Source organism: Pandoraea sp. XY-2 (genome assembly GCF_004193915.1).
In the GTDB taxonomy this organism is placed as follows: domain Bacteria; phylum Pseudomonadota; class Gammaproteobacteria; order Burkholderiales; family Burkholderiaceae; genus Pandoraea; species Pandoraea cepalis.
Window position 1 is genome coordinate 3,968,461 of the sequence record NZ_CP030849.1, and the last position, 18,910, is coordinate 3,987,370.

22 protein-coding genes are annotated in these 18,910 nt (G+C 63.7%); 15 read left to right on the forward strand and 7 right to left on the reverse strand.

All coding sequences use genetic code 11. The features are described from left to right. Positions 1–208 precede the first annotated feature (208 nt). The 4 genes from DRB87_RS17825 (at position 209) to DRB87_RS17840 (ending at position 2,054) form a co-directional block, all read left to right on the forward strand. Positions 209–799, forward strand: coding sequence for a pseudouridine synthase (locus tag DRB87_RS17825; protein WP_130026850.1), 591 nt, complete (start codon positions 209–211; stop codon positions 797–799). 50 nt (positions 800–849) lie between these two features. Beyond that, a complete protein-coding gene (locus DRB87_RS17830) occupies positions 850–1,101 on the forward strand; it encodes a hypothetical protein (protein WP_174966570.1) in 252 nt (83 codons plus the stop codon). A 127-nt stretch (positions 1,102–1,228) separates the two neighbouring features. Continuing rightward, positions 1,229–1,438 (forward strand): hypothetical protein, encoded by a 210-nt coding sequence (locus tag DRB87_RS17835; RefSeq protein ID WP_130026851.1) that lies wholly within the window; start codon positions 1,229–1,231, stop codon positions 1,436–1,438. Positions 1,439–1,574: 136 nt separating this feature from the next. After that, positions 1,575–2,054 carry a DUF192 domain-containing protein gene (locus DRB87_RS17840; RefSeq protein ID WP_017232756.1) on the forward strand — a complete coding sequence of 160 codons (480 nt, stop codon included), beginning with the start codon at positions 1,575–1,577 and terminating at the stop codon, positions 2,052–2,054. 15 nt (positions 2,055–2,069) lie between these two features. On the opposite strand, the gene DRB87_RS17845 is transcribed toward DRB87_RS17840, so the two are convergent. The 3 genes from DRB87_RS17845 to xseA all read right to left on the reverse strand — a co-directional run bounded on the left by DRB87_RS17845 (position 2,070) and on the right by xseA (position 5,206). Beyond that, positions 2,070–2,810, reverse strand: coding sequence for an HD-GYP domain-containing protein (locus DRB87_RS17845; protein ID WP_130026852.1), 741 nt, complete (start codon positions 2,808–2,810; stop codon positions 2,070–2,072). 240 nt (positions 2,811–3,050) lie between these two features. Next, positions 3,051–3,629: a superoxide dismutase [Fe] gene (sodB, locus tag DRB87_RS17850; protein WP_017232754.1), complete on the reverse strand. Its 579-nt coding sequence runs from the start codon at positions 3,627–3,629 to the stop codon at positions 3,051–3,053. Between the two features lie 203 nt (positions 3,630–3,832). Beyond that, on the reverse strand, positions 3,833–5,206 hold the full coding sequence (gene xseA, locus DRB87_RS17855) for an exodeoxyribonuclease VII large subunit (RefSeq protein WP_130026853.1): 1,374 nt from the start codon (positions 5,204–5,206) through the stop codon (positions 3,833–3,835). A gap of 449 nt (positions 5,207–5,655) precedes the next feature. Between xseA and DRB87_RS17860 the strand changes: the two genes are divergently transcribed. The 7 genes from DRB87_RS17860 to DRB87_RS17890 all read left to right on the forward strand — a co-directional run bounded on the left by DRB87_RS17860 (position 5,656) and on the right by DRB87_RS17890 (position 10,554). After that, the gene (locus DRB87_RS17860; RefSeq protein ID WP_130027942.1) at positions 5,656–6,270 is read left to right on the forward strand and encodes a MotA/TolQ/ExbB proton channel family protein; all 615 of its coding nucleotides are present in this window, start codon (positions 5,656–5,658) and stop codon (positions 6,268–6,270) included. A gap of 15 nt (positions 6,271–6,285) precedes the next feature. Beyond that, a complete protein-coding gene (locus DRB87_RS17865) occupies positions 6,286–6,747 on the forward strand; it encodes a biopolymer transporter ExbD (RefSeq protein WP_130026854.1) in 462 nt (153 codons plus the stop codon). Positions 6,748–6,800: 53 nt separating this feature from the next. Next, a complete protein-coding gene (gene lpxK / locus DRB87_RS17870; protein ID WP_130027943.1) occupies positions 6,801–7,817 on the forward strand; it encodes a tetraacyldisaccharide 4'-kinase in 1,017 nt (338 codons plus the stop codon). Continuing rightward, positions 7,798–8,004 (forward strand): Trm112 family protein, encoded by a 207-nt coding sequence (locus DRB87_RS17875; protein ID WP_017232748.1) that lies wholly within the window; start codon positions 7,798–7,800, stop codon positions 8,002–8,004. The genes lpxK and DRB87_RS17875 overlap by 20 nt, the downstream gene beginning before the upstream one ends. A gap of 8 nt (positions 8,005–8,012) precedes the next feature. Further along, positions 8,013–8,792 (forward strand): 3-deoxy-manno-octulosonate cytidylyltransferase, encoded by a 780-nt coding sequence (gene kdsB, locus DRB87_RS17880; protein ID WP_130027944.1) that lies wholly within the window; start codon positions 8,013–8,015, stop codon positions 8,790–8,792. Positions 8,793–9,097: 305 nt separating this feature from the next. After that, a complete protein-coding gene (adk, locus tag DRB87_RS17885) occupies positions 9,098–9,763 on the forward strand; it encodes an adenylate kinase (RefSeq protein ID WP_130026855.1) in 666 nt (221 codons plus the stop codon). Positions 9,764–10,059: 296 nt separating this feature from the next. Further along, the gene (locus tag DRB87_RS17890; protein WP_130026856.1) at positions 10,060–10,554 is read left to right on the forward strand and encodes a DUF962 domain-containing protein; all 495 of its coding nucleotides are present in this window, start codon (positions 10,060–10,062) and stop codon (positions 10,552–10,554) included. 112 nt (positions 10,555–10,666) lie between these two features. Here DRB87_RS17890 and DRB87_RS17895 read toward each other — a convergent pair whose 3' ends face one another. Both DRB87_RS17895 and murJ read right to left on the reverse strand, forming a co-directional pair. Further along, positions 10,667–11,533: a SirB1 family protein gene (locus tag DRB87_RS17895; protein WP_130026857.1), complete on the reverse strand. Its 867-nt coding sequence runs from the start codon at positions 11,531–11,533 to the stop codon at positions 10,667–10,669. A 46-nt stretch (positions 11,534–11,579) separates the two neighbouring features. Further along, positions 11,580–13,130: a murein biosynthesis integral membrane protein MurJ gene (murJ, locus tag DRB87_RS17900; RefSeq protein ID WP_026131734.1), complete on the reverse strand. Its 1,551-nt coding sequence runs from the start codon at positions 13,128–13,130 to the stop codon at positions 11,580–11,582. Positions 13,131–13,309: 179 nt separating this feature from the next. Between murJ and rpsT the strand changes: the two genes are divergently transcribed. After that, positions 13,310–13,582, forward strand: coding sequence for a 30S ribosomal protein S20 (gene rpsT / locus DRB87_RS17905; protein ID WP_130026858.1), 273 nt, complete (start codon positions 13,310–13,312; stop codon positions 13,580–13,582). 327 nt (positions 13,583–13,909) lie between these two features. Here rpsT and DRB87_RS17910 read toward each other — a convergent pair whose 3' ends face one another. Next, complete coding sequence (locus tag DRB87_RS17910) at positions 13,910–14,224, reverse strand: DUF3579 domain-containing protein (RefSeq protein ID WP_130026859.1); 315 nt, start codon at positions 14,222–14,224, stop codon at positions 13,910–13,912. Between the two features lie 351 nt (positions 14,225–14,575). Between DRB87_RS17910 and argF the strand changes: the two genes are divergently transcribed. The 3 genes from argF to DRB87_RS17925 all read left to right on the forward strand — a co-directional run bounded on the left by argF (position 14,576) and on the right by DRB87_RS17925 (position 17,833). Beyond that, on the forward strand, positions 14,576–15,502 hold the full coding sequence (gene argF, locus DRB87_RS17915; RefSeq protein ID WP_017232740.1) for an ornithine carbamoyltransferase: 927 nt from the start codon (positions 14,576–14,578) through the stop codon (positions 15,500–15,502). A gap of 470 nt (positions 15,503–15,972) precedes the next feature. After that, positions 15,973–16,296 (forward strand): pyrimidine/purine nucleoside phosphorylase, encoded by a 324-nt coding sequence (locus DRB87_RS17920; protein WP_130026860.1) that lies wholly within the window; start codon positions 15,973–15,975, stop codon positions 16,294–16,296. Positions 16,297–16,831: 535 nt separating this feature from the next. Continuing rightward, positions 16,832–17,833, forward strand: coding sequence for a patatin-like phospholipase family protein (locus DRB87_RS17925; protein WP_240756049.1), 1,002 nt, complete (start codon positions 16,832–16,834; stop codon positions 17,831–17,833). On the opposite strand, the gene murB is transcribed toward DRB87_RS17925, so the two are convergent. Further along, positions 17,823–18,839: a UDP-N-acetylmuramate dehydrogenase gene (gene murB, locus DRB87_RS17930; protein WP_130026861.1), complete on the reverse strand. Its 1,017-nt coding sequence runs from the start codon at positions 18,837–18,839 to the stop codon at positions 17,823–17,825. The two genes, DRB87_RS17925 and murB, sit on opposite strands and share 11 nt — an antisense overlap. Between the last annotated feature and the right edge of the window lie 71 nt (positions 18,840–18,910).

Genomic DNA, 18,910 nt, shown 5'->3' on the forward strand with positions numbered 1-18,910 from the left:
CTTTATTGTAGTCACAGCGTTGTATGGCGCGTTGACGCAAATCAAGTCTTATATAAGACATAAGACTGACGATCTCGATTATGCATTAACATGACGGGGCTGACCAGCGCCGCACGCGCTCGGCGGGCGTAGCGCCATGGGGTCGAGCCGGGGTCGAGCGCCGATCGCGCCCGACAGCATCGGCAACTTCCGATTTTCTTCCCTTCGTATGACACTTCTCGCACTCAACAAGCCCTTCGGCACGATCTGCCAGTTTTCGCCGCATCCGACACGTCCCACGCTCGCCGAGTGCGTGACGCGCCCGGGCGTCTATCCGGCCGGACGGCTCGACGCCGACAGCGAGGGACTCCTGCTGCTCACCGACGACGGTCGTCTGCAGGCCCGCATCGCGGAGCCGGAACGCAAATTGCCGAAGACGTACTGGGCGCAGGTCGAGGGCGAGTACGACGAGGCGGCCGTTGCACGTCTGCGCGCCGGCCTCGATCTGGGCGACTTCGTTACGCTGCCGTGCGAGGCGCGCGAGATCGTCGAGCCCGCCCAGCTCTGGCCACGTCACCCGCCGATTCGCTATCGCGCCAGCATCCCGACCCACTGGCTCGAAATCACGCTCGTCGAAGGCAAGAACCGCCAGGTCAGACGCATGACCGCCGCCGTCGGCAAACCGACGCTGCGACTGGTTCGCATCGCGATCGGCCCGGTTGACGTCTTTTCGTTGAAGCTTGTCCCGGGACAATGGTGCGAATTGCCGCAACAAATACTTACACTTCCCGGTCAACGAAGCCGTCGTCCACCTCGTTGAGGGAACAGGTGCGCAACATACGCACCACTCCGAAACGAGGAAACCAAGTCATGAACAAACTGCTGCTTGCACTGACCGCCGGGCTGATCGTGTCCGGCGCCGCGATGGCCCAACAATCGGCGCCGGCCACGGCGCCCGTCGCACCGGCGGCACCCGCAGCAGCGGCGCCCGCGATGTCGGCACCGGCGGCGGATCGCGCAGCCCCCGCGAAAAAGGCCCCCAAACACAAGAAGCATCACTACAAGAAGTATCACCACAAGAAGCCGGCCACCAAGCAACCGGCCGTCGGTAACAAGCCGTAATACGTTTCACCGAAAAAATCCGCGTGCGGGTTGTCAACCGATGTCCTGAACGGACGTTATAGGAAGTGACTCACTTCGCGGGTCAACGAGTACATCACCCCAACATCGAGCTCCAACGAGGAATCTCATGAAAAAACTGATCGCTGCCCTGGTCGCTGGCCTGTTCGCAACGGGCGTGTTCGCCCAAGCTTCGGCTCCGGCCGCTGACGCTGCTGCTCCGGCTGCCGCTACGAAGCCGGCTGCCAAGTCGACCCACAAGAAGGCCCACAAGAAGTCGCACAAGAAGTCGGCCAAGAAGGCTGCTGCTGCCGAAGCTCCGGCTGCTGCCAGCAAGTAAGTACCACGTCGCGCAGCCTCGCTGCGCAACGCATGGTAATAAGCAGGTTGCTCACGCAGCCTGCTTTTTTTTCGCCCGGCGGCTACAATGGCTCGCCACGTACCTGACGTTCCCCCGATCTTTCCAGGAGCCGTTTGTGATCCGGATTCCACGTCAACTGGCCGCGCTCGCCGCCAGCGCCACGTTTGCCGCTACCGCCGCCGTCCTGGCAATCGCGCCGGCCAGCGCCTCGGCACAAATCAAGCAGGCGGGGCAATTCCCAACCGTTCAGCTCTCCGCCGGCATGTATCTCATCAAGGCCGAGGTCGCCGCCAATGAGGCCGACCGCGAACAGGGCCTGATGTATCGCACGACGATGCCCGCCAATGCCGGCATGCTCTTCGTGTTCGAACAACGCGCCGGTCACTGCTTCTGGATGAAGAACACCGATCTGCCACTGTCGATCGCGTTCCTGGCCGACGACGGCACGATCGTCAACATCGAAGACATGGCGCCGCAGACCGAGGACAATCATTGCCCGCGCGCCGCCGTGCGTTACGCGCTGGAAATGAATCAAGGCTGGTTCAAAAGCAAACACATCGGCCCCGGCGCAAAGATCTCCGGCCTGCCGCGCTGAATGATGGCGTTGCGCTCAGTCCGCGCCGCTCGATAGCCGCAACGCGGGCCCGAGCGAGCGCTCGAGAAAACAATCCAGCAGCCATGGATCGAAGTGACGCCCGCGCTCCGCGAGCATCGCCTCGACGATCTGCGCGGGACTGAGTGCCGCGCGATACGGACGGTGACTCGCGAGCGCGTCGAACACATCGACCAGCGCTACGATCCGTCCCGCCAAGGGAATACGATTCCCCGACAGCGCACCCGGATAACCCCCGCCGTCGTAACGCTCGTGATGCGCGCGGGCGACCGTCGCGGCCAACGCGCAGGCGGCACCGCCGAGCGCACTCAGTATGTCGGCGCCTGATTGCGGATGCATGCGCATCACGCGAATCTCATCGGGCGTCAGCTTGCCCGGCTTTTCCAATATCGCGTTCGGAACACACAGCTTGCCGGTGTCGTGCAGCGCGGCAGCGAGCCCGAGGGCCTGCGCCTCGACGGCTTGGATCCCCAACGCCTGGGCGAAACGCCAGGTGAGCGCGCCGACACGCCACATGTGGGTCGCGGTGCCGCCGCGCTTATGTTCGGCCAACCGGAAAAGTGCCCACGCGGCGGGCGGCAGGCTGCGCATGAGACGGGCGTCTGCGAGCCAGTGGCGGTGCGAGTGGGGTTGTGCGCGGTCGTGCGAGGCGTCGTGACCGGTCGCTGCGCGCGAAGCATCGCGGGCGGAGAAAGGGCTCGCCAAGGGGATGGCGTGCGTTGGCGCGGGGTCGGGCATACATCGTTCGATGGGTTTGAAGCGCACACTCTAACGACGCACAGGCCGGCAAATATTGATCGCCATCAAGCCCTGGGCAGATGCGTGCGGTCCGGCAATTGCCACAAACCAAAAACCCACCGCGAGCGGTGGGCTTTCATTTTGCCGGTGACGCCGGACGCTCGGGTTGGGCACCTGGCGTCACCTCGGTGGCACGTCGCCAGCGTCGACTGCGTCGACCGGCAACGTCCGGGGCCTCGATTACGCGAAGTTCTTTGCGGCGAAGTCCCAGTTGACCAGGTTCCAGAATGCCTCGACGAACTTCGGACGGGCATTGCGGTAGTCGATGTAGTACGCGTGTTCCCACACGTCGATCGTGATCAGCGGCTTGTCCGCGCCGGTCAGCGGCGTGGCGGCGTTGCTGGTGTTGACGATGTCGACCGACCCGTCGGCCTTCTTCACAAGCCACGTCCAGCCCGAACCGAAGTTGCCGACGGCCGACTTCGAGAAGGTTTCCTTGAACGCGTCGAACGAGCCGAACTTGGCGTCGATGGCCTTGGCCAGATCGCCCGACGGCGCACCGCCGCCCTTCGGCGACAGCGTGTTCCAGAAGAAGGTGTGGTTCCACACCTGCGCCGCATTGTTGAACACGCCGCCCGACGACTTCTTGATGATGTCTTCGAGGCTTGCGCTTTCGAATTCGGTGCCCTTGATCAGGTTGTTCAAGTTGGTCACATAGGCTTGGTGATGCTTGCCGTAGTGATACTCCATCGTTTCCTTGGAGATGGTCGGCGCGAGTGCGTCGATGGCGTACGGCAGTTCAGGGAGCTTGTGTTCCATGGCGATTGTCCTTTGTGCTCTGAGGGGAACCCGATTTTGCGTTATCCGGAGCCATCGATTCTAGGGCAGATGCGATAACCCCGCAAACCGCACGGTTACTCGCCCGGCCGCGCCGGGTGGCTTCAACGCGACGATTGCTGGCCAATACCGCCTGATCGACGCACGATGCCCGCGATTGACTCGGATTGCCGCACCGAGCCCCGCTAAAAAGTATCGTCTAGCCTGACCTGAACATCACCAATACCCACGTCGGCCGCGCCGTCGGCCAGATGCATCGTCACATGCTGGCCGCGCTGGAGTTTGCGGGGGTCGCGCAACGGCTGCCCCTTGGCGTCGAGCACGGCGGCATAGCCGCGCTGCAGCGTGCGGCGCGGGTTGAGCAGCTCGAGTTGCGCCGTTGCATCGGCCAGCCGTTGTGTCGAGCGCTCTGTACGACGTGACATCGCGCTATGCAGGCGCTGCGAGAGGAGCGCAATGCGCTCGTGTTGCGGGGCGATGCCGGGTACGGCGCGCGTCAGGCGCAAGCGCAGCATTTCGAAGCGGCCGCGGCGCTGGGCCAGCGGGCGTTCAAGCGCGTGACGCAATCGATCGGCCAAGTGAGCCAGTTCGCCCCGCTGGCGCGCCAGACGCTCACGCGGCGACACCAGCGCGCGCGACACACTGTCGAGCTGCTGGGCGCGTTGCTCGAGCATGCGCCACATGGCCCGCGTCAGGCGTTGGCGCTCACGGTCGAGCTCGCGCAAACATTCGTCGCGCGACGCACTGATCAGCTCCGCCGCCGCCGTCGGCGTGGGCGCCCGAACGTCCGCCACAAAATCGGCAATGGTGAAATCGGTTTCATGTCCCACACCGGACACCACGGGCAGCTCGCTGCGCGCGATCGCGTGGGCCAGCACTTCCTCGTTGAATGCCCACAGGTCTTCGATGGCACCGCCGCCCCGGCAAAGCAACAGGGTATCGACCTCGCGGCGAGCGTTGGCCGTGTCGAGTGCCGCCGCGAGCCGCATGGCGGCATCGGCGCCCTGCACCGGCGCCGGATAGACGACGACCGAGACGTGCGGTGCGCGCCGGGCGAGCGTCGTCAGCACGTCGCGCAGGGCTGCCGCCTGCAGCGACGTTACGACGCCGATGCGACGGGCATAGCGCGGCAACTCGCGCTTGCGCGCCGCGTCGAACAGCCCGGCCGCCGCCAGCTTTTCCTTGAGTCGCAGAAACGCCTCATACAGATTGCCTTGCCCGGCGCGGCGAATCGCTTCGACATTGAGCTGCACCTCCCCGCGCGGTACATACATGGAGAGCAGCGCGCGGACTTCGACCCGATCGCCCTCCTTCGGCGAGAAATCGGCGTGCTGGGCGCGGCCGCGAAACATCACGCAGCGCATTTGCGCTTGCGCATCCTTGATCGAGAAATACCAATGGCCGCTTGCCGCGCGCGTGAAGTTCGAAATTTCGCCGCTGACCCATGCCAGGGGGAAGCTCCGCTCCAGCACGCCGGCCACGGCTTTGTTCAAATCCGAAACACTTAGCACGCGATCCGCGCCACCAGCGGGCCGGGCGTCGTTGAAAGATAAGTTCATGCGTGTTTGCCGGCAAAAAGCTGTCCACAGGCCCGCTAATTTAAGGGTTTTCTCGCCCGGTCGCCGCATTTTTCCTTCGCCCCGATGCCAAACCCTTGATTTATTGGCCCTTGCGGAGCGCTTCGCGGCGATGCGGCGACGCGATATCAACGCCATCGTGACGGGATCTCTTGATTCGCCGACATGTTCACATAGTTATCCACAGGCGCGCGGCGATTGACTGGGAATCGTGAGTTTGCGGGTGTGTTCATTTCTGAAACGTTTTCCTGCCCATTTTTTCATCACGGAGAAAAAAATCACGTCGCATCAATAAGTTGCCGAATGTATCCCAAGCTTTTCCACATCCTTGTGCGCCTGTCGTGTGGAAAACGGTGCTTGCCCATCCCCCCCCTGCAAGCTACAGTTCGGACTCGTTTGCCCGATCCCCCGCAATAAGTAAGAGGTCGTCCTTGTTTGCCGTTATCCAGGCCGCCGGCTGGCCCATCTGGCCGCTTCTCATCGCCTCCGTTTTCGCGCTCGCCCTGATCGTCGAGCGCGCCCTGTCGCTGCGCCGCACCCGGGTGCTGCCTAGCGGCGTGCTCGAAAATGCCATCACGCTCGCCAGGCGGGGTTCAGGCAAGCAAGACGCGACCGACGCGTTGGCGCGCGGCTCGATGCTCGGGCGCGTGCTCGCCACCGGCGTTCGCTACGTCGCCCACAACCCGCAGGGTCCGCGCGACGGCGCGAAAGAAGCATTGGAAGAGACCGGACGTGCTGTCGCGCACGAGCTGGAGCGTTTTCTACCCGCGCTCGGCACCATCGCGTCGGTCGCACCGCTGATGGGCCTGTTCGGCACCGTCGTCGGCATGATCGAAATCTTTGGTGCGCAAGACGCCTCCGGCACGGATCCCGCGCAATTGGCGCACGGCATTTCGGTTGCGCTCTATAACACCGGCTTCGGTCTGATGATCGCGATTCCCGCGATGATCTTCTATCGTTACTACCGCACCCGTGTCGACGCGTTCCTGGTCGAACTCGAGACGCAGGCGGTCCATTTCCTCGATGCCACGCTGCCGCGGCATTGATCCGAGGGGCGCACGATGAATTTCCGTCGAGGTCTCTCCACACGCGACGAACCGGAGATCAACCTGATCCCGCTCATCGACGTGCTGCTGGTCATTCTGATCTTCCTGATGGTCACCACGACCTACACGCGCTACACCGCGCTGAAGGTCAACCTCCCGACGGCCGACGCACAGAAGGCTGTCGTGCCGCCGCGTCAAATCGTGGTCTCGGTCGGCGCCGACGGCAGTTACGCCATCGACCGGCACGCGCTCGCACAGCGCGATGTCGCGAGCCTTACGGCAGCGCTGCGTCAAGCGGTCGGTCCCGCGAACACCGAAGCCGAGTCGCCGGTCGTCGTGATCAATGCCGACGCCAAAAGCGCGCATCAGTCGGTCATCAACGTCATGGAAGCCGCCCGCGAGGCCGGTCTGTCTCGCCTGACGTTCGCCGCACGCTCGACGACGGCCCACGGCGCGGCGGGTCAACCGGCCCGATGACGACACCTTCATCACACCCCAGCCCTGCCGCGGGCGTGCGCTCGCGCGCGCTGGTGCCACGTCTGTCGGGCGCGTTGGTGCATTGGGTCAGCGCCCAGTGGCAACGACGAGGACTCATCGCCTGGCTGCTGTGGCCGATATCGTGGGTTTTTGCCGCCATGGCGGCCTGGCGGCGCCTGAGCTTTCGCCGGGGATGGAGAACGTCGACGCGGCTGCCGGTTCCGGTCGTCGTCGTCGGCAATCTCACCGTGGGGGGCACCGGTAAAACGCCGACTGTCATCGCGCTGGTCGGCGCGTTGCGCGCGCTCGGCTATACGCCCGGCGTTCTGTCGCGCGGATATGGGGCAACGCTGCCACGTCCGACCGAAGTGAGTCCAACGGCACGCCCCGACGCGGTCGGCGACGAGCCGCTGCTGATCGCCAAGCGCACGGGGGTGCCGGTGTGGGTGTGGCCGTCGCGTGTCGAAGGTGGCCGCGCGCTGCTGGCCGCGCATCCGGCATGCGACGTCATCGTTTGCGACGACGGCCTGCAACATTACGCGCTCGCGCGTGACGTCGAGATCGCGGTATTCGACCACCGGCTGGGCGGCAATGGCTTCCTGCTGCCCGCCGGCCCCTTGCGCGAACCGCTCTCGCGCCGACGCGACGCCAATCTGATCAACGACCCTTACGGCAAAACACTCCCCGAGTGGCCAGACACCTGGCGGCTGACACTTAAGCTGGGCGATGCCTGGTGCGTGAGCCAGCCGAGCCTGACCCGGGCGCTGGCGCACTTCTCGGGCAAACGCGTGTTGGCGGCGGCCGGTATCGGCGCGCCCGAGCGCTTCTTCGCGGCGCTGCGTGCCGCGGGTCTGCAGATCGAGACGCTGGCGCTGCCCGATCATTACGACTTTGCGACGAATCCGTTCGACGGCGCCGCGGCCGATGCCATCCTGATCACCGAAAAGGATGCAGTAAAATGCGTCACCTGGTCCGACCCGCGTGTGTGGGCCGTGCCTGCGGAGGCAGCGCTCGACGCGCGCCTCGTATCCCTGGTAGTGGAGAAATTGCGTGGACAACCGACTGTTTGAGATTCTCGTCTGCCCGTTGTGCAAGGGCCCCCTGGAGTACGACAAGAAAGCCCAGGAGCTGATTTGCCACGCCGACAAGCTCGCTTACCCGATTCGTGACGGCATTCCCGTCATGCTGGCCGATGAAGCGCGCCAGTCCGTCGAAGGTACGCCTGTGCCGCTGAGCGGCGACAAGCCGGCATCGTGAGCGATTCGATGAACACCGTCGACTTTGTCGCCGTCGTTCCGGCGCGTCTCGCGTCGACGCGTCTACCGAACAAGCCGCTCGCCGATATCGGCGGCAAGCCGATGGTCGTGCGCGTGGCCGAGCGGGCGCGCGAATCGGGGGCGTGTCAGGTGGTCGTCGCGACCGACTCACAGCGTGTGGCCGATGCCGTCGCCGCGCACGGCTTCGATGTCGCCCTGACGCGTGCGGATCACCCGACGGGCACCGATCGTCTCGCCGAGGTGGCCGTCCAGCAGGGTTGGCCCGACGACACGATCGTCGTCAATGTGCAGGGCGACGAGCCACTCATCGATCCGCGTCTGGTGCACGCGGTCGCGGCGCATCTGGCCGAGCACCCGGAATGTGCCCTGTCGACGGCGGCGCATCCGATCACTGACAACGCGGAGATCTTCTCGCCGAATGTGGTCAAGGTCGTGCTCGACGCCCATAGCCGCGCACTCTACTTCTCGCGCGCGCCGATTCCGTGGTCGCGCGATGCCTGGTCCGCCGGGCTTGCCCACACCGCAACGTTACCCGCGGCAACCACACCCGTCTTTCGTCACATTGGGCTTTACGCCTATCGCGCCAAATTCCTGCGCACTTATCCGAGCCTGCCGCAGGCCCCGATCGAGACCGCCGAATCGCTCGAGCAGCTCCGTGCCCTCTGGCATGGCGAGCGCATTGCCGTGCTCGTGACCGCCGACGCCCCGCTGCCGGGCGTCGACACGGCGGATGATCTGGAGCGCGTTCGCGCGCTGCTGCGTAACTAACGCCCGATTCAGCACGAATGCCGGTGTTGGCACGCCGGCCAATCGCTCGCGCGCTTGTCCCGGAAATCGCACCGGTACGACGCGCATCGGTCGGCAAAACGCCGCCAGACGGGCTCATCGTGGCATAATCGCTCTGATTCTCGCGAGCAGCCTCCCCGGCCGCGCGCGACGCGCCCTGCCGACGCGTCGCCTGCGCGCAGCGCGGTTGGCCGGTCACCCGACCCGCAACCGCTGCCGAATCCCGGGGACGCGCCTGCCTGCCGCACGCACAGCATTCACAAATCACAAACTTTCAGGAGTCATTGATGCGTCTGATTTTGTTGGGGGCACCCGGGGCCGGCAAGGGCACCCAAGCCACTTTCATCAAAGAGAAATTCGGCATCCCGCAAATCTCGACCGGCGACATGCTGCGCGCCGCGATCAAGGAAGGCACTCAGCTTGGCCTCGAAGCCAAGCGTTACATGGACGCGGGCGACCTCGTGCCGGACGCCGTCATCATTGGCATGGTGCGTGAGCGCCTGGGCGCCGACGACTGCAAAAGCGGCTACCTGTTCGACGGCTTCCCGCGCACGATTGCGCAGGCGGAAGCCATGAAGGACGCCGGTGTCGCCATCGACTTCGTGCTCGAGATCGACGTGCCTTTCGACGAAATCATCACGCGCATGAGCGGTCGTCGCACGCATCCGGCATCGGGTCGTACGTACCACGTCACGTTCAACCCGCCCAAGGTCGAAGGCAAGGACGACGTGACCGGCGAACCGCTCGTGCAGCGCGACGACGACAAGGAAGACACCGTCAAGAAGCGCCTGAGCGTGTACGAATCGCAGACCAAGCCGCTCGTGGCCTACTACTCGGATTGGGCGAAGCATGGCAGCCCGGGCGCGACCGTCGAGGCACCGCAGTACCGCAAGATCTCGGGGCAAGGCAGCGTGGACGAAATTCGTGCGCGCGTGTTCGACGCACTGAAGTAAGCACGCGAGCGTCGCTCCTTTGACCCCGTGCGGCATTCGCCGCGCCCCGGGGCAGGGTCGGCGCAAACGACGACGTAGAGAAAGGCGGCCAGGTCACCCTGGGCCGCCTTTTTTGCCGATGTCAGGGCGTGTCGCTCCCGGCGCATCAACGAGGCGAGTCGAATTGCCGCAATGCAACAAACCGTCGTTGCGGCGATGACTACAATGGAGATCCGAACACACTTGCGGTCGGTTCAATCGCCGAGGCTGTCGGTGGCGATCCCGCGTTCTTCCCGTCCCCATGGCAGGAGGCTGGCATGAAATCACTGGCGCAACAGATGTCGTTCTACCAGCGCTATCACCGCAGTCCCAAGAATCGTCTGACCCATTTCTTCGGCGTTCCCATGATCATACTGGCCGTGATGCAGGCGTTCTCAACGCTGCCGCTCGGCCCGAGCGGCCTGAATGTCGCGCATGTGATCGTGCTGGTGTTGCTGATGTATTACTTCCTGCTCGATGTCCCGCTGGCACTCGCCATGACGGCCTTCTTCGCCGCGCTGCTGGCCATCACGCAGCACCTGGCCGCATTGTCGTGGCCGTGGGCGCTGACCGTCTTTGGCGTGCTGTTCGTCGGCGGCTGGATCGTTCAATTGATCGGCCATCATTTCGAGGGCCGCAAGCCCGCGCTGCTCGATAACGTCTTCCAGATCTTTATCGCACCGATGTTCCTGATGGCCGAGGTGTTCTTTCATTTCGGCTACAAACCCAGTCTGCAACGACGAGTCCAGGAGTTGGCGGCGCAGTCGGCATGATGGGCCGCGTGCCGCAACGAACGACGCGCGAGGTCGCAGCGCCAGCCGGCACGGCTGGCGTTCTGCATTCGAGACGACGGAAGCGACGAGGAAAAACAGGAGGCGCAGACGGTTATCCGTGGCTGCCCGGACGACGGCTCAGGTCGTCGAGAATCTGCCGAATCGCATTGGCGTCTTCGGCATCGGGGCGCGTGCCCAGATAGTGCTCGAGGTCGTCATGCGCCGGACGTACCAGCCCCAGGCGAGCATAGGCCAGCCCGCGATCGCGCTGCTCGACCGGCTGGTCGGGCAAGACGAGCACCATGCGTTCCTGCACTGCAAGCACGCGTTCCCACCGCTCGTTCTGCGTGTATATCGCTCGCAGATTGCGCAACATCCGCGCCAGAATTTCTCGCGGCGTGGCGGGCTCCAGAAAGGGGTGCAGCAACGCCCACAGCGCCAACTCCTGAATCGGCTCGGCGCTCTCGTCGCGATAGTGCTTCAGATAGGGCTCGACCATTTCGAGCAGTCGCTGCGGCGAAAGCGAGTTGCCCGAGATCGGGTCGATGACCACGTCGCCGGCCGGCACTGCAAGCCGTAGCAGGAAATGCCCCGGGAACGACAGGCCCCGCAGCGGCAAGCCGATCTGGTGGCCAATCTCCATGCAGAGCACGGCCAACGAAATCGGAATGCCGCGACGCCGGTCCAGCACGATATGCAGGTGGCTGTTGTCCGGGTCGTAGTAATCGTTCTGGTTGACGGAGAAGCCAAGTTCGCGGAAGAAGAAGTGGTCGAGCAACTGGAGCTTCTGCAGCGGTCCGGCGTCGGGCGGAAGACGCTTGGCCAGACGCGCGGCAAGCGCGTCGATCCGGGTCAGCGTGTCCTGGACATCGAGATCGGGATAGACGTCTTGCGCGATGGCGATGGCCGCTTCGGTCAGCGGCAGGCCGTCGTCGGACGCGACCAGCGCAGCAAAATACTCGAGAAATCGATTCGCCATGCGGTATCCGTGGAGTCTGCCGTGTCAGCGGCCTGCGAGCGAATCGCTAGCGAGTGCGTCGGCGGAAGAACGAGAAGTTGAAACCCATGAGGAATAATGCCCCGAAATACACCACCGCGCATAGCACCAGACTGGCGCCAAGCAGCGCAATGCGCGAGAGCGGGCGGGCGCCCATCGCCACCCAGTCGAAGCTTTGGGTGAACCACAGCAGCAAGCCCGCCAGAATCAGGCACGCGGCCAGCAATTGCACGAAGAACAGACGCCATCCGGGCGCCGGCCGGTAGATGCCACGCTTGTAAAGCCCCGCGAACAGCAACACCGCATTCATGCACGCGCCCACGCCGATCGACAGCGAAAGCCCCGCATGGGCGAACCACCGAACGAAGAGCAGGTTGGAGAGCTGCGTGGCAACGAGCACCACGACGGCGATCTTCACCGGCGTTTTAATGTCCTGCTTGGCGTAGAAGCCGGGCGCCAGAATCTTGATGAGAATCAGGCCAACCAGCCCGACGCCGTAGGCGGTCAGCGCGTGCGCCGTCATCGCGACGTCGGTTGCGTCGAAACGGCCATACTGATAGAGCGTTGCGGTCAGCGGCTCGGCGTAGACGAACAGCGCGACGGCACTCGGCATCGCCAGCAGGAAGGTCAGCCGCAGCCCCCAGTCCAGCAAGGCCGAATACTCGGCACCGTCGCCATCGGCATGGGCGCGCGAGAGGCTCGGCAGCAGGATCGTGCCCAGTGCCACGCCGAGCAATGCCGTTGGAAACTCCATCAGCCGGTCGGCATACGCCAGCCACGACACGCTGCCCTGCGCGAGGCGCGACGCGATGTTCGTGTTGATGATAAGGCTCACCTGCGCCACCGACACGGCCAGCGTGGCCGGCACCATCTTTGCCAATACCCGCTTCACACCGGTGTTACGCAACGCCGCCGCGATATTGATCGTGATGCGCGGCAACATGTCGATGCGCGCGAGCGCCGGGAGCTGGATGACCAACTGCAGCACGCCGCCCACGATCACCGCGAAGGCCAGCGCGTAGACCGGCTTCGCCAGATGCGGCGCGACCCACAGCGAGGCAATGATCGAACAGAGATTGAGCAGCACGGGCGCGAACGCGGGCATCGAGAATCGCCGCCACGTGTTGAGCACCCCGGCGGCAAGGGTCGTGATCGAGATGAGCGTGATGTATGGGAACATCACGCGCGTCATGAACACGGCTGAGTCGAACGTGCCGTTCTCACGCGAGAGGCCGGTCGCGACGGCATAGACGACACCGGTCGCGCCGAGCACCCCGGCAATCGTGATCGCCAGCAAGCCCCAGAACAGCACGGTGGTCACGGAATCGACGAGGGTTCTCGTCTCCTCGTGACTGCGCTGCGACTTGAATTCGGCCAGAATCGGCACGAAGGCCTGCGAAAACGCGCCTTCGGCGGACAGGCGGCGCAACAGATTGGGGATGCGGAATGCGACGTTGTAGGCGTCGGTCATGGGACCGGCGCCAAACATGCGTGCAATAAGGATTTCACGGACCAGACCGGTGATGCGCGAGAGCATCGTGAAACCGCTGACCGTAGCGAGAGCTTTGAGCAAATTCATGTTGCGCGTATTATACGCACAGCATTGCAGCAAAGAAGTTGCAATTTCCATTGGCGTTCGGCTATAATCAACGGTTTCGAAGTCAATGGATTGCTTCCTGGCCACCGTGTCTCCCAGGGAGCCGAGCCAAACTGCATAGAAGCCGCATCAGGCGGAGCAATTCAAGGAATTCACCGAACATGGCAAATACCGCACAAGCACGCAAGCGCGCGCGTCAAACCGTTAAGATCAACGCCCACAACTCGGCACTGCGTTCGCGTCTGCGTACGGCAGTCAAGGCGGTCCGCAAGGCCATCGCCGCCGGCGATCCCGCCGCCGCCAAGGAAGTGCTGCGTACGTCGGCCAAGACGATCGACATCATCGCTGACAAGAAGATCGTTCACAAGAACACCGCCGCTCGTCAAAAGAGCCGCCTGTCGGCCGCCATCAAGGCGATGTCGGCTGCTGCCTAACCGCGCAAGCGGTCAAGCAGACACAATTGCTTGCCAGTTCCGACTCCGGTCGGAACACAAAAAAGCCCGCTTCGTGCGGGCTTTTTCTTTTCGCTAAAGCCAAAGAACGCCGACCACACTCACGCGACACGCGCGCAAGCCACTGCACGGCTGCGAGATAATCCGGGACGAATGCGTGAATGGCGTGAACCGCAAGGGCGGTCACCGCGCGACGGGCGACGGGCGATGACGGAGTATTACGACGGGGTAATACGAAGGGGTAAAGCGACGGTGAGTCGGGGCCAAAGGCCCGACACTCACGTCTGGCCGCAAAACGGCCACGGGGGATTACTTGACGTCGGGAACGAAGCAGGCTTCGGTCAGTTGCAAGTCGTTGTCACGCGCAAAATTCATCACGAAATCGAAAGCCATCGGCTCGATGTCGCGCAACCGCTCGTCAACAACGACGCATTTGACGTCGCCCACCATGATCGGACGCACATAGGGGGAGTACTGCATGTATGCGTTCGGGCCGGTATCGCGCCGGCCACAAAACGACACGGCGCCGCACAGACGTTCCGCCCAGTCACTCGGACGGAACTTCTTGCCACCCCGGGTGAGCCCCTGGATGAAATACTCGCGCGCGGGAACCTGGTCGGTCATATCGCTCAATCACCTCAAAAAGCACCTGGCCAGCCATACGCGGGTAGCGTCGCTGACAGAGACAGTATTATATCTTATATAAGACTCAAACCTGTCCCCCACCCTCGCTGCCGATGTTTTTTTCGGTCTTGCCAGCCGTTTTTGGCCGTGCAGCATCGGGCTCGATCATACGCTTTTCGTGTGACGGCAAAACGATTTGGTAGACTAGCGGCTGTTCCCCCTGATGCCAGCAACCGGTAGAACACCTTCACGCGCCTGACCGGGGACAGGCCTCAAGGCTTGTTCGTCGTGCCGCAAGCAAGAGAGTTCCCTTTGAATTCTCGCGCTATCGGCCTCCAGCAGAACATCCAAATGACCACCGCCAAACCCATCAAGCATTACCTTCAGTTTTCGGATTTGACGCTCGACGAGTACGACTACGTGCTTGAGCGCACCCGCATTCTCAAGAAGAAATTCAAGAACTACGAGACTTACCACCCGCTGCACGACCGCACGCTGGCGATGATTTTCGAGAAAAGCTCGACACGCACGCGACTCTCGTTCGAAGCCGGGATTCACCAGTTGGGTGGCCACGCCGTGTTCCTGAACACGCGCGACACGCAGCTCGGCCGTGGCGAACCTATCGAAGACGCGGCTCAGGTGATCTCGCGAATGACCGACATCATCATGATTCGCACGTTCGGTCAGGAGATCATCGAGCGCTTCGCGCAGCACTCGCGCGTACCGGTGATCAACGGCCTGACCAACGAATATCACCCGTGCCAGGTAATGGCGGATATCTTTACGTTCTACGAGCATCGCGGCCCGATCAAGGGCAAGACCGTGACTTGGATCGGTGACGCGAACAACATGTCGTACACGTGGATTCAGGCCGCCGAGATCTTCGGCTTCCAGTTCAACATCTCGACGCCGCCCGGCTACCGCCTCGATCAGGCGATGGTGGCCGAGTCGAGCCGCCCGTTCGTGCGCGAGTTCGACGACCCGCGCGAGGCGTGCGAAGGTGCGGACCTCGTGTCGACCGACGTCTGGACGAGCATGGGCTATGAAGCGGAGAACGAGGCGCGAAAAGCGGCCTTCGCTCAGTGGTGCGTGAACGCCGACCTCATGCAGCGCGCCAAACCGGACGCACTGTTCATGCACTGCCTGCCCGCGCACCGTGGCGAGGAAGTGTCGGCCGACGTGATCGACGGCGCCCAAAGCGTCGTCTGGGACGAAGCCGAGAACCGTCTGCACGTGCAGAAGGCGCTCATGGAATACCTGATGCTCGGTCGCGTCTAACGCGTCGATCAGAACACGCCCGGACCGGTGCAACGCCGTCCGGGGCGTTATCCTTGACCACCGCGCCAGCGCCTCCCCCGCACCTCCCCTTCACCTCCCCTTCACCTCTCCTTCACCTCCCCTGCACGTCCCCTGCACGTCCCCTGCACGTCCCTCGCATCACCTTCGCGTCACCCTCGCCGCCCGCTCCAACATCCGGTATCCCCACCGCGACCAACGTTCCGCTATCATCGCTCACGCGCAGGCGTCCCTCGTTGACGCGCGCTTCATCACCGCACGTTGTAGTCTTTATCGTCCGTCAGAACATTTCGCAATTTGCACCACAACGGGGCATATTCGTTGTGCATTGCACAAATTGCAGACGGATGGACGTTCGAAACGTGCTAGCATGAATTCACGTTTGCCCCGTTGGGGCAGGCTTATCGACCCATCATCGCGACTTTCCATCGCATTCGACTCCGCATTCGGTCATGACGCAAAACGCAACGCAGTTCGACAACGTTTCCGTAATCAAGCGCGCCAACACCTATTTCGACGGCAAGTGCGTGTCGCACACCGTGCTTTTCCCGGACGGCACGCGCAAGACGCTGGGCGTGATTTTCCCGGCCACGCTCCAGTTCGGCACCGATGCGCCCGAAATCATGGAAGTCACGAGCGGCCGCTGCCGCATCCGTCTGGCCGGTCAGGCCGAGTGGCAGGAGTACGCCGCCGGTCAGCAGTTCTCCGTGCCGGGCAACAGCAAGTTCGATATCGAGGTCTTGGAGACGCTCGATTACGTCTGCCATTACGGCTAACCGACCGGCCAGCATCGCGACTGCGCGGGGGGTCTCCCCCGGGCGTCGCCCTCTCGGCCGGTTCAGCGCGGCCCGGCGCCGCTACTCACTATGTCGCGTCTGCCCCCGAATCCGCCGATGATGCTACCGGCGACCGAGCTCATGCCCTCCCTGCCGATGCGCAGGCCGCGGCTTCGGCCGCCTCGCTGTCCTCTCACTCGCTGCCGGCCGAATCCGCTGCCGAATCAGTGAACGGTACGAGCACCGATCTCGAGCCGACCGACGTACCGTTGCTCCCGCCAGATGGACTCACCCGGCCGGCACGTGCCGGCAACTCGACAAAAAAATCCGCCTCGCCTCGCGCTCGCAAGCGCACCTCCGACACCGACGAGCCGAGCGACACCCTCTCGGCCAAGGGCGGTGCGCAGACACCTGAGGCTCCCCGAGCGCGCGCCCCGCCAAATCCACGAAACCCTCACGCGGGCGCTCCGCGAAGCGAAAAGGCATCGACCTGGGGCTGCAAGGGGGCGGTGCGCATGGGGCCTACACCTGGGGCGTGCTCGACAAATTGCTGGAAGACGGACGTCTCGAATTCGAGGGCATCAGCGGCGCGTCCGCCGGCACGATGAACGCCGTCGTACTGGCGCACGGCCTGCTTGATCGTCCGGGTGTCGACCCGCGCGAAAAGGCGCGTGAGGCGCTGCACAGCTTCTGGCTCGGCGTGTCGCAGGCAGGCTCCTCGGCAACCGCCTGGGCACAGACCGTCTTCAGCTGGCTCAACGGCCGTCCGACCGAATACCCGGTCTGGCACGACTGGATGCAAAGCATGCAGCAATGGATGACACCGTTCGCGCAGCCCCCGGCCGAAATCAACCCGCTGCGCACCGTGCTCGAAGCGCAGGTCGATTTCGAACGGTTGCGCGAAAGCACCGCGACGCGCCTGTTCGTGTCCGCGACCAACGTCCGCACCGGCAACATCCACATCTTTCGCACACACGAAATCACGCTTGACGTCGCGATGGCGTCGGCGTGTCTGCCGTGGCTCTTCAAGCCGGTGAAAATCGACGAGGATTTTTACTGGGATGGCGGCTATCTCGGCAACCCGCCGCTCTATCCGTTTTATTACGAGACGCTCACGAGCGACATCCTGATCGTGCACATCAACCCGATCGAGCGCAAAGAGAAACCCGTGCTGCCGGGGCAGATCATGAATCGCGTGAATGAGATCACCTTCAATGCGTCGCTACAGCGCGAATTCCGTGCCATTTCCTTCGTGCACAAACTGCTCGACGAAGGATGGCTCAAGCCCGAGTTTCGCAAGCGTCTGAAGTACCCGTTGATTCACTCGATTCGCGCGGACAAGGCGCTGTACGACTTGTCGTCATCGACGAAATTCGTGACCGACTGGCACTTCCTCACTACGCTGCGCGACCGTGGCCGCGAGGCGGCGAGCCGTTGGCTCGATGCGCACTTCGACGACGTCGGCGTGCGCTCCACCGTCGACCTGCGGCGCGATTACCTGCAGCGCCTGCCCGACGCCACGTCGATCAAAGCATGAGCGGTTCGGGCTCGAGCCCGATACCGAAGCGCTCCTGCACGCTGGCCTGTATGGCGTGCGCGAGCGCCACGATCTCCGCGCCGCTGGCGCCGCCTCGATTGACGAGCACGAGTGCTTGACGCTCATGCACGCCCGCGTGGCCGAGCGACTTGCCGCGCCAGCCGCATTGGTCGATCAACCAGCCTGCGGCGACTTTCCAGGCGCCGTCCGGCTGCGCATAGCCGACCGCTTGCGGAAACCGCTCGCGCAGTGCGGCAAACGTTGCGGCGTCCACCACGGGATTCTTGAAGAAACTCCCGGCGTTGCCGAGGTCGGCCGGATCGGGCAGTTTGCGGCGGCGAATATCCGCCACGGCCTCGAAGATCTGCCGCGCATTCGGCTGCTCGATGCCCGCCTGAGCAAGCGTGTGCGACACGTCCGCATAGCCGGTCACGGGCTGCCACGGCTGTGGCAGCCGCAATGTGACCGAGACGATGAGGTAACGCCCGGGTTCGCGCTTGAACAGCGAATCGCGATAGCCGAACGCGCACGCCTCGCGGGTGAGGGTGACGAATGCGCCCGTGGCCGTATCGAGCGCGCGCACCTCGGCGAAGCGCTCGGCCAGTTCCAGCCCGTAGGCACCGATGTTCTGAATCGGGGCAGCCCCGAGGGTGCCCGGGATCAGGGCGAGATTTTCCAGGCCGGGACAATCCTGCGAGAGCGTCCAGTCGACGAAGTCGTGCCAGACCTCGCCGGCACCGCCGCGCACATAGCGCGCGTGCGCGTCGTCGGCGAGCCGCTCACGGCCGCGAATCGCCATCCGGAACACCACGCCGTCGAAATCGCGCGTGAGCACCACATTGCTTCCGCCGCCGAGCACGAGACGCGGCAAGCCTGCGAGTTCGGGCATGGCGAGCGCATCGAGAAGCGCCGCTTCGCTGTCGATCGTCACGACAAAGCGGGCGGAGGCGGGCAGGCCGAAGGTATTGAAGTCGCGCAGGCTGACGTCGCGTTGCAACTGAGGCATGAAGTCGGGAAAAATCCGTGGGTGATCCGTGGGGCCGCCGTCCCGGACAGCATCCGGAATGGGACGCGGGC

Excerpts from the sequence above, each read along its gene's own strand:
- DRB87_RS17830 (WP_174966570.1), top strand. The coding sequence starts at position 850 with ATGAACAAACTGCTGCTTGCACTGACCGCCGGGCTGATCGTGTCCGGC.
- DRB87_RS17910 (WP_130026859.1), bottom strand. The coding sequence starts at position 14,224 with ATGACCGACCAGGTTCCCGCGCGCGAGTATTTCATCCAGGGGCTCACC.
- rpsT (WP_130026858.1), top strand. The coding sequence starts at position 13,310 with ATGGCAAATACCGCACAAGCACGCAAGCGCGCGCGTCAAACCGTTAAG.
- DRB87_RS17865 (WP_130026854.1), top strand. The coding sequence starts at position 6,286 with ATGAATTTCCGTCGAGGTCTCTCCACACGCGACGAACCGGAGATCAAC.
- xseA (WP_130026853.1), bottom strand. The coding sequence starts at position 5,206 with ATGAACTTATCTTTCAACGACGCCCGGCCCGCTGGTGGCGCGGATCGC.
- DRB87_RS17835 (WP_130026851.1), top strand. The coding sequence starts at position 1,229 with ATGAAAAAACTGATCGCTGCCCTGGTCGCTGGCCTGTTCGCAACGGGC.
- sodB (WP_017232754.1), bottom strand. The coding sequence starts at position 3,629 with ATGGAACACAAGCTCCCTGAACTGCCGTACGCCATCGACGCACTCGCG.
- adk (WP_130026855.1), top strand. The coding sequence starts at position 9,098 with ATGCGTCTGATTTTGTTGGGGGCACCCGGGGCCGGCAAGGGCACCCAA.
- DRB87_RS17895 (WP_130026857.1), bottom strand. The coding sequence starts at position 11,533 with ATGGCGAATCGATTTCTCGAGTATTTTGCTGCGCTGGTCGCGTCCGAC.
- kdsB (WP_130027944.1), top strand. The coding sequence starts at position 8,013 with ATGAACACCGTCGACTTTGTCGCCGTCGTTCCGGCGCGTCTCGCGTCG.
- murB (WP_130026861.1), bottom strand. The coding sequence starts at position 18,839 with ATGCCTCAGTTGCAACGCGACGTCAGCCTGCGCGACTTCAATACCTTC.
- DRB87_RS17845 (WP_130026852.1), bottom strand. The coding sequence starts at position 2,810 with ATGCCCGACCCCGCGCCAACGCACGCCATCCCCTTGGCGAGCCCTTTC.
- DRB87_RS17890 (WP_130026856.1), top strand. The coding sequence starts at position 10,060 with ATGAAATCACTGGCGCAACAGATGTCGTTCTACCAGCGCTATCACCGC.
- DRB87_RS17920 (WP_130026860.1), top strand. The coding sequence starts at position 15,973 with ATGACGCAAAACGCAACGCAGTTCGACAACGTTTCCGTAATCAAGCGC.
- argF (WP_017232740.1), top strand. The coding sequence starts at position 14,576 with ATGACCACCGCCAAACCCATCAAGCATTACCTTCAGTTTTCGGATTTG.
- murJ (WP_026131734.1), bottom strand. The coding sequence starts at position 13,130 with ATGAATTTGCTCAAAGCTCTCGCTACGGTCAGCGGTTTCACGATGCTC.
- DRB87_RS17825 (WP_130026850.1), top strand. The coding sequence starts at position 209 with ATGACACTTCTCGCACTCAACAAGCCCTTCGGCACGATCTGCCAGTTT.